Raw genomic sequence first — 8,088 nt, 5'->3', positions numbered from 1 at the left:
ATTGAGCAGATATTGGCCGCCATCTGGAGTGATCTATTGGGTGTCGACCGGGTGAGCCGGAACGACCATTTCTTTGAGCTTGGCGGACACTCGCTTCTGGCAGTCCAACTAATGGAACGACTACGTCGTACACTAAGCGTGCAGGTGCCTATTAGAAGTGTGTTCGAAAACCCAGTACTTCAGGCTATGGCTAAAGTGAGTCACGAGCTGTTCATAGCTAGGGAGATATATTGATGTTGTAACTCATACTATACGAAGGAATTATGCAGAAGTGTATTTTAACTATTTATAGTGATGTTCTGAATGAACGGATCTCGAAATGAAGCGACCGGAAGATTTGATCGTTTTGTTGGATGGTGGTGAGAAGCCCCCGCTATTTTGTGTCCACTCGGTTTCAGGATTTGCGACATTCTATCGATTAATGACGAAGCCCCTAGAAAACCTTGTTTACGGCATCAACGCCATTGATGTTACGTTGTCAGAGTTACCACTTCGTACTGTTGAGGACATGGCAGAGAGATACGTCGGCGAGCTACTTGAGATTGAGCCTCATGGCCCATACTATTTATGCGGGTTTTCCATGGGTGGACTGCTGGCATATGAGATGGCCGTACAACTCATTGCGCTCGGTAAGCCGGTGGAGTTTTTGGGATTAATAGACACGTTTATCGCGAGCGATCCCATCCATCTTCACACGACGGGACTTGAGCGTCAAAACTGGTTAACATTCTTAAATATCGTTTTCGGCGGGGTAGACGAAAGTTATTACGACGAGCACCATGTCTTTTGGGATATGACGAATTCGCAAAGAATTTCCTTCATCGCGGAAAGAGAGAATTGGAAAAATCGTGCCGCTCCTACGTACATTAACAACGCATGGGTGGGTCGTTTTCATAAAATATTCATAGAGCTGCTTGTAACAAGTACTAAATATAGAGTGCCTAAGGCAAATGTAAATTTACATTATTTTAGTACTGGTGGTAAAGAAGCAGATGAGGCGATAGAAATTCTTAAGGGAAGGGCAATTGGTGGGGTAAAAACTATGCAGGTGAACGGGACGCATTTCGATTTGTTTAATTCAATCAATGCCGAATTTCTGGGTCAGACCATCGCACATGCTATAAATACAGTTAAGAAGAGATCGCGATCTGAATGTTCATGAAATACCTTACTTTGTGCGTATTCCGATGAAGTCGGCCGCTGATTCCGAAACGACGCCGGCCACCTATTCCGATTTCATTTCGGCCACCATTCCGATCTGAAGCCGGCCACTTGATGCTCCCCTGGGTCGTTGTTTTGCATGGCGCGTGATTGTCGCGTGGTCAAGCGGCGGATGGTGTTTGACGCTGCTTTGTGAGCGCCCGGCGACTGCATTTTTGCGGTCTACGAGGTGCGTTTAGGACTTGCGGCTCAGTTCATCTGCCATAACGCGCTCGATCATCTCGGGATCGCATTGTTCATCGACAAGGAACTGGCGGATCCCACCATCCCATGTCCTTATGTCGGCGAGGAGATTTTGGAGCTCGTCCACGCCGTTCTCGGTCAGGCCCTTCGTGCCGTATTCGCTGCCGTCGCGGACATAAAGCAATTCGCCCTCGCTGATATTGTCCGAGTTGGCGGTCACCTCTTCGATCAACTCGAGGTTCTCGCCGATCATCGCAGCGACCTCTTTGAGGGTATAGATGATCCTTGAGCGCGCCATCACGCAGCCTCGTACCGGTCGTTTGCCAGAGTCCACTTCCACGGCAGCAGTTCCTCAAGTCGGTCCTTCGGATGGCTCTGGATCCTGGTCAGGACGTCTGTCAGATAGGCCTCTGGATTGTGGCCATGGAGCTTAGCTGTCTCGATGATGGTCAGGATATTGGCGATGCGCTCGCCGCCGTTGTCTGACCCAGCAAAGAGCCAATCTTTTCTTCCAATTCCGAGTGGCCTCATAGCGCGCTCAGCTATGTTGTTATCGATTTCGACACGGCCATCGTCAACGTAGACGCTCAAAGCTGCCCATCGCGAGAGAGCGTATCGCATCGCTTCTGCAAGCTTTTGTTTCTGCGGCAGCGTCGAAAGCGTCGTTTCAATCCAGGCCTTGAGGTCCGCCAGAATGGGTCTGGCGTGTTGCTGGCGCAGTGTTCGCCTCTCGTCAGCCGACATGCCGCGGATACGATCCTCGATATCGTAAAGTGCACCGATGCGCGACAGAGCCTCGTCGGCGATCGGAGATGGCTTGATCTTGATCACATCATGTAACTTGCGGCGCACATGCGCCATGCAGGCAGCTTCGATGATCTGGTTGCCGTAAAGCTTGCTATAGCCAGCATACCCATCCGCATGCATTACGCCGCTGAAGTGAGCGAGGTGTTCGGCCGGATGCATGCCCTTTCGGTCGGGGCTATAGTAATAGGCGATCGCTCCGGGCGTGGGATCCTTGTAGCCGCTGCCATCGAAGACATAGACCCAGACCCTGCCGGTTTTCGTCTTTCCTCGTCCTGGGTCGAGGACATCGACTGGGGTATCGTCCGTGTGTATTCGATCGACGGCCGCGATGTGGGCTCTGATCAGCAGGATGAGCGGGGCCAGCAGGACTGACACGCGACCGACCCAGTCCGCCATGACAGACCGGGAGATGTCCACCCCCAGCCGGTCGTACATCTCGGAGAGACGGTAGAGCGGGATGTGATCGTCGAACTTGGCGACCATGATATGCGCGAGCAAACCCGGACCGGGCTTGCCTCGTCCGATTGGCAAGGTCGGCATTTCGCCAGACACCGTTGTATCGCAGTCCTTACAGACCATGCGCTTCTCGATATGCCGGACGATCTTCACAGAAGCCGGCACATGCTCCATCACCTGGACCACCTTGTCGGCCGCCTTCAGGAAGGACATGCCACCACAAGTCGGGCAACTGCAGGGCGCTGTGTACAGCCGCTCTTCAGTTAGAAGGCCATCCGGAAGAGGTCTGCGTTTCGGCTTGTCGGCGGTATCATCCAGATCTGGCAGCTGGCCTTTTCGGAACGAGCTTCAGCCTCGGCGCGAGAGGCTTCGATCTCCTCGAGCATCAGTTCGAATTGCTCAATCTTCCGATCGATCTTTTCCGAGGATGCGCCGTGCTGCCGATGTCGGAGCAGTTCCAGCTGCGCGCGCAGAAGACCGATGATCGAGTCGCGTTTGATGACTTCGGCTTCTTGGCTCTCAAGTTTCGCCGCCTGTTCAGCGACGAGCGCGCGCAATGCCAATAGCTCGTCCTGACTGTCCAGCGGCGGTGCTTTCATGCCCAAAAACATAGCTGATTTGCAGCGAAAGCACTAGCGTTTTGCCCCGGATGTCCCTGTAAAATATAGCTTTTAACCCGTGCGGCCAGGGGCGGAAGTCCACGCTGGTCGGCGCCAGTCAATCCCTTCAACAAGCATCGACAACTGAGCCTGCGTCAGATGCGCAACACCATCTTTCGCCGTCGGCCAAGGAAAGTACCCGCGCTCGAGAATCTTGTAGAATAGGCAGAACCCTTGGCAATCCCACCATAGAAGCTTGATCCGGTCGGCGCGCTTTTCCACGGAAGCCGAAGATTGCGCCGGAACCTGGCGCCTCCTTGATAACCGTCTCAACGAGCGTGGACAGTCCATCAATGCCACGCCGCATGTCGGTCACTCCGCAGGCCAGATAATCCCGCACATTTCCCGAAGGCCCGATCATGCTGCCTCCACACAAGCGACAAGCGACGATAGCACTTCGAGATCCATATCCGCTGCAATTCTCAGTAGGCGGCCATTCCTCAAGACGATTTCAACGTCCTTGCATCTCGACCGAGCACCGCTCCTCTTGGAACCGTCACCCACGCTCTCCGAAGCTCCGATAAGCGAAACCGGGATGAACGATGGGGTCTGTGGAGGTTTCAATTCGGATGGCGAGAACTTCTTTCGCCAGGCGTATATCTGTTGCGGAAGAACGTCGTGCCGGCGCGCTACATCCGAAACGCTGCCATCCGCGCTGAACGCTTCTTGCAAGATCGAAAGCTTCAGTTCCGTGGACCATCGACGTTGTCGCTCGGCACCCGTCAGGATCTCAACCTTGGCCATTCATACCCTGTTACGTCACAAATGAATCATCTGTGTCGTAACTTGCGCCAATTCCCCGCCGGACCAAAATCCGCTCGCCGGACGCTCACGCTGCTTTCGCAAGCTCTCGCCGGAAAGTTCGATGCGGTAGGCGTTGTGCACGAGGCGGTCGAGGACGGCATCGGCGATCGTTGGATTGCCGATCATGTCATACCAGTGATCGACGGGCACCTGGCTGGTGACGATGGTGGATCGCTTCTCGTAGCGGTCCTCGACGATCTCCAGGAGATCGCGCCGCTGCTCGTCGTTGAGCTTCTCGGGCCCCCAGTCGTCGAGGATGAGCAGGTCGGTTCTGGCGAGCGCCTTGAGCACGTTGGGATAACGGCCGTCGCCGCGCGCGAGCGCAAGGGTGAGCGGCGTGAAGACGAACTTCTCGCGCTGCTCGCCCACGCAGCTGGCCAATCGATCGATGCCGTCAAGGACAAGTACGATCACCGCAAGACCGAACGGCTACATTCAGAGGCGCTCGCCACCGCGCTCGGCCTCGACATGAACGATTACTTCGAGGTGACGGCGACAGCTATTTCAACCATCTTGCTCGTGACGGCATCGAGCTGTCGTGGCCGACGCAAAAAAGCGCTGAGTTCGCCAAGGGAATTGGCCGGATGAAGAAAGCAGAAGCCGCTGCCTACGCCGAAGCACAAGTCGAGGGAAGCGGATGGCTCCCGTTGCCCCTCCAGGCGTCCGTCGTTGCCGCGACGAAGCCCACCGAGCCCAACAACGAAGATGGGGGCGTCGAGCGAGACGACACGCTGTGTATAGCAGCTGAGTGAGAGGCGACAAAAGCCCATCGCTCGCGTTTGTCGCGCGTCCGCGCCTCTACCGGCGCGGGAAGGGCGACCGTCCGGATCGACCGAACCGTCGCCCTGCAAGAGGGGTTGCCCCTCGCCCTCTCCCCAGAACCGGCTCCAATATCCCCACATTCGGAGGCCACGACTGTCCCTTCTCCACGGGCTTTCCTCGCGGCTTCTTTCGCAAGATGGCATCAAGACGCTGCAATTGCTGCATGGGACGATGCGCGCCTGACCGTTGCGGGCCAACGGGCCGGACAGCACTTATTCCAACCGACGCTTCTCAGGCTGTCCTTGTCACCGCTCATGCTCGGTCGCAGCAACGCAGAACCGGTCGATCTGACCGGCAGTCGAACCCGGATTTTGCCGGGCGGATTTCTGCGGATCGACTACGCCATCGGCGATGATCGCGAAGTCGGCCCGGTGAGTCTGGACGTGGATTAACCGGGTACCGGCTGCCGCTTCATGCCAGGCCCTATCCGACTGGCAATGAGACGCCGAACTTCGCAACGCGTGTACGGTTTATTGGGGATTCCGCAGCAATATTTTGAAGAGCATCAATGGCCTTGGCGGTGATGCTCTGCATCGTTTCGTCTGGGTTTGTGATCTTCCGAAAATACAACAAACCGTAGACCAGCTGCTGCAGCTCGTCACCGCGCGTCGATTTCATCATCTTTCGATAATCGTCGGCGCTGAAGGAATCTATAAATTCGGGAGCGTCGCCATCCCATCCTCGGTTTCGCATCATGCTCGTTAACACATCGAGCAGTCGCCGATCGTCGCCGAACTCCTTCGCCTTTTCTGTAAAGGCAGCAGCAACGTCAGGATCCTCAACGTGATGTCCGGTGGTAAATCGGTCTCCCAACCAGAAGTCCTTGCCATCGTTCCGAGCCGCAACGTAGCCATTGATAATGCCGTCTAGGCCTTCGGTGTACCCCAGTTCCTTTAGCAGACTGATCGAAGCAGAAAGGTTCGCCGGGCTGATCGCGGGCGCGTTTTCGACGACGGATTTCTTCAGCGCAATTGCAAATTCTTCTTCGTTGTCATCGAACGATCCGTGATAGAGGTCCCACACGTCGCTGAACGCCTTATCCTGATCCTGAACAGCCAGATTTTGGGTGAGATTGTCAGCTTGCTCCTTGAGTTCTGGGGCGTCGTAAAAGCCAGTTTTAATCGCCTCGTAAACGGCAATATCGAACCGATCGGCGTGGTGGTATTGGTACCTGGAAATCAGCTCGGTCCATCGGATTTCCTCCGGTGATTTCTCCTTTTCGCCAAACAAATACGCGTAAGGGCGTTCCTCCAGCAACATTGTGAGAGGAGGCGCATCTTCGGGCTGGTAGAGAGCAAAGCCGTACAGGCACGCGCTATGGACTGCCTTTCGATAAATGCGCTCATCGTGGTGGCGAAGCGTTTCGCGGAGGCGAGCGGCAATCCTGCGAAGTTTGTGAATTGTCCTGATATTCGAAATACCTAGGGTCACCGTGTATTGGGCAATCCAGTTCTCCGGGACGCCTGATCGGTCGGGAACGGCAATTGCGGCGGCCTCCTGCGGGGTAGGATCGAACACCAGATTGATGTCGATAACCTTCTCAAGCTGGACTTCAAAGTCTTTGCGGCCATGATCCTTCAACGCTTCGCTATTGAGGAGCAGCACGACCTTGCACTTCTTTTTCTCCTTGAGAAACGAGACCAGGCCGAGCACATCCTTCAGCGCCAGGCCATTGCTCATTCGTTCCAGATCGTCGAAGCACACAATCTGGTTGCGAACGTCTAGGAACCCGGCTTTCTCAACCAGGCTGCTATAGTCCGCTATAACAGGCATTCCTCGAAGAATCCCGGCGCCGGCGCGCCACTTCGATGCAAACTGCGACAGTCGATTAGTCACGCTCTCTGTTGTCGCTTCTAAGGGGCCGCTTTCCTTGAAGGCTGCCGCTTCAACCGTGTTTTCGAACAACGCTCGTCGTACGTCCGCTAAGCTCTCGAGCCCGAATAGCGAGACGTATGCGTATCGGGCGGGCTTAACGGTGGAATCTCGGAATGACCCCGCCAAAACGGTGTCCCAGGTACGCCCCAGGATACGTTCGACGGCAATGTCGGTGACTGTGACGACCTCAGTGTGTCCGTGCGAAAGGCACCATTCGAGGATGCCAGCGAACATGAGGCGGGTAACGTGGTGCAGCCCGCCGGGAACCGTGCTTTGGATCGTTGTGTCGACGCAGAAGCGCGACCTCTCGACCATCTGTGGGTGCGGGGAAAACGAGGGGGCCGAGACGAGTTGCGGGAATACGGACATTAGCATCGTCTGACCCGTGGCGGGGAGAAGGCGAGCACAGCCGACCACGTCATTCTTTGCAGTGACAGCGAGTATGTAGACGGGTTCGAGTTCGTCGAACTGGTCCCGCTCCCGGCCGTCACGGGTAACGACCTGCCATCCCAGGCGATCATTGAAGACCTTCGCGCGCAGGGCAAACATCTGATCGAGGAAGTGCCCAGCCTCTCTCGAGCTGCCGTTCTCAATGGCAATCACCATCATCGGTCGTCCTCCTCCGTCTGTCGGACGAGAAGTGCTACGACTGTGGCCACTGTCGCGAGGGGCAAAAATGCCCCTGAGATTTCACCACATCGATTGCAGGCGCGCGCTGGGCGCCCGGTCCGGACGATTTGAGTACATGGCGCGAAGGGTCAGATCCGACGATCGGCCCTGCAGCGAAGCTTGGTTGCCGACGTTTCGAACGCGGTCTGTGTTTCGCCGTTTTGGCGCCTTGAGAGTTGATAGTTCCCCGCGGGGAACTCTTCGCCTGGATCGGCCACCGAGGCCCCCATCACGCAGCCTGCTTGGCGGCGGGTTCCGAAATTTGAGGAACACATCCTTTTGAGATTGTCGCGGAGTTCCCCGCGGGGAACTCCGCGCGGCGATGCTCGAAATGCTTCACCATTTATGATCTATGCTCCGCTTCGAAGCTGAAAGCTCTCCGCGGGAACACGACTCGATAACGTCTGTGCGAATGGCGGTTCCCGCGAGCCTCGAACGCTGCTGCCAGGCCGTTTGCCCGTCGGTTCTTTCGGGAAATGATCGATCCCGTTGCGGTGTTCCCCGCGGGGAACTTTCTGCCACGCCTGTTAGGAGACGTCCCAGGCCGGTCTTGGTTGTCGGTGGCGCGATATTCGTTTCGCCTCCCGCGAGG

7 protein-coding genes and 3 pseudogenes are annotated in these 8,088 nt (G+C 56.1%); 3 read left to right on the top strand and 7 right to left on the bottom strand.

Annotation, left to right across the window (positions count from 1 at the left end; all coding sequences use genetic code 11):
• Together IB267_RS32970 and IB267_RS32965 are read left to right on the top strand one after the other, a co-directional pair.
• Window positions 1-234: phosphopantetheine-binding protein (locus tag IB267_RS32970; RefSeq protein ID WP_192451583.1), on the top strand; the 234-nt coding region annotated here is incomplete at its 5' end.
• An 85-nt stretch (window positions 235-319) separates the two neighbouring features.
• A complete protein-coding gene (locus IB267_RS32965; RefSeq protein WP_192451582.1) occupies window positions 320-1,162 on the top strand; it encodes a thioesterase domain-containing protein in 843 nt (280 codons plus the stop codon).
• 234 nt (window positions 1,163-1,396) lie between these two features.
• On the opposite strand, the gene IB267_RS34075 is transcribed toward IB267_RS32965, so the two are convergent.
• From IB267_RS34075 to IB267_RS32940, 6 genes and pseudogenes are all read right to left on the bottom strand, one after another.
• Complete coding sequence (locus IB267_RS34075; RefSeq protein ID WP_371742697.1) at window positions 1,397-1,702, bottom strand: hypothetical protein; 306 nt, start codon at window positions 1,700-1,702, stop codon at window positions 1,397-1,399.
• Window positions 1,702-3,266 (bottom strand): annotated as a pseudogene (locus IB267_RS32955) (IS66 family transposase). Before IB267_RS32955 ends, IB267_RS34075 begins: the two are co-directional and overlap by 1 nt.
• 72 nt (window positions 3,267-3,338) lie before the next feature.
• Window positions 3,339-3,617, bottom strand: coding sequence for an IS66 family insertion sequence element accessory protein TnpB (gene tnpB / locus IB267_RS32950; protein WP_371742696.1), 279 nt, complete (start codon window positions 3,615-3,617; stop codon window positions 3,339-3,341).
• Window positions 3,598-3,687, bottom strand: a pseudogene (locus IB267_RS34070) (IS66 family insertion sequence element accessory protein TnpB); the annotation flags it as partial. The gene tnpB and the pseudogene IB267_RS34070, both read right to left, overlap by 20 nt.
• Entirely contained in the window at window positions 3,684-4,070 is a 387-nt protein-coding gene (locus tag IB267_RS34065) for a transposase (protein ID WP_192451581.1), read from the bottom strand. The pseudogene IB267_RS34070 and the gene IB267_RS34065, both read right to left, overlap by 4 nt.
• A 15-nt stretch (window positions 4,071-4,085) precedes the next feature.
• Window positions 4,086-4,457 (bottom strand): annotated as a pseudogene (locus tag IB267_RS32940) (ATP-binding protein); the annotation flags it as partial.
• Window positions 4,458-5,206: 749 nt separating this feature from the next.
• On the opposite strand from IB267_RS32940, the gene IB267_RS32935 reads away from it, so the two are divergent.
• Entirely contained in the window at window positions 5,207-5,344 is a 138-nt protein-coding gene (locus IB267_RS32935; RefSeq protein WP_210336087.1) for a hypothetical protein, read from the top strand.
• Between the two features lie 31 nt (window positions 5,345-5,375).
• Here IB267_RS32935 and IB267_RS32930 read toward each other — a convergent pair whose 3' ends face one another.
• Window positions 5,376-7,436 (bottom strand): acyl-homoserine-lactone synthase, encoded by a 2,061-nt coding sequence (locus IB267_RS32930; protein WP_192451579.1) that lies wholly within the window; start codon window positions 7,434-7,436, stop codon window positions 5,376-5,378.
• Between the last annotated feature and the right edge of the window lie 652 nt (window positions 7,437-8,088).

It is taken from the genome of Ensifer sp. ENS09, assembly GCF_014852425.1.
Classification (GTDB): Bacteria; Pseudomonadota; Alphaproteobacteria; order Rhizobiales; family Rhizobiaceae; genus Ensifer.
The sequence above is the reverse complement of the archived record's forward strand: the minus strand, read 5'-3'. Positions and strand labels throughout refer to the sequence as shown.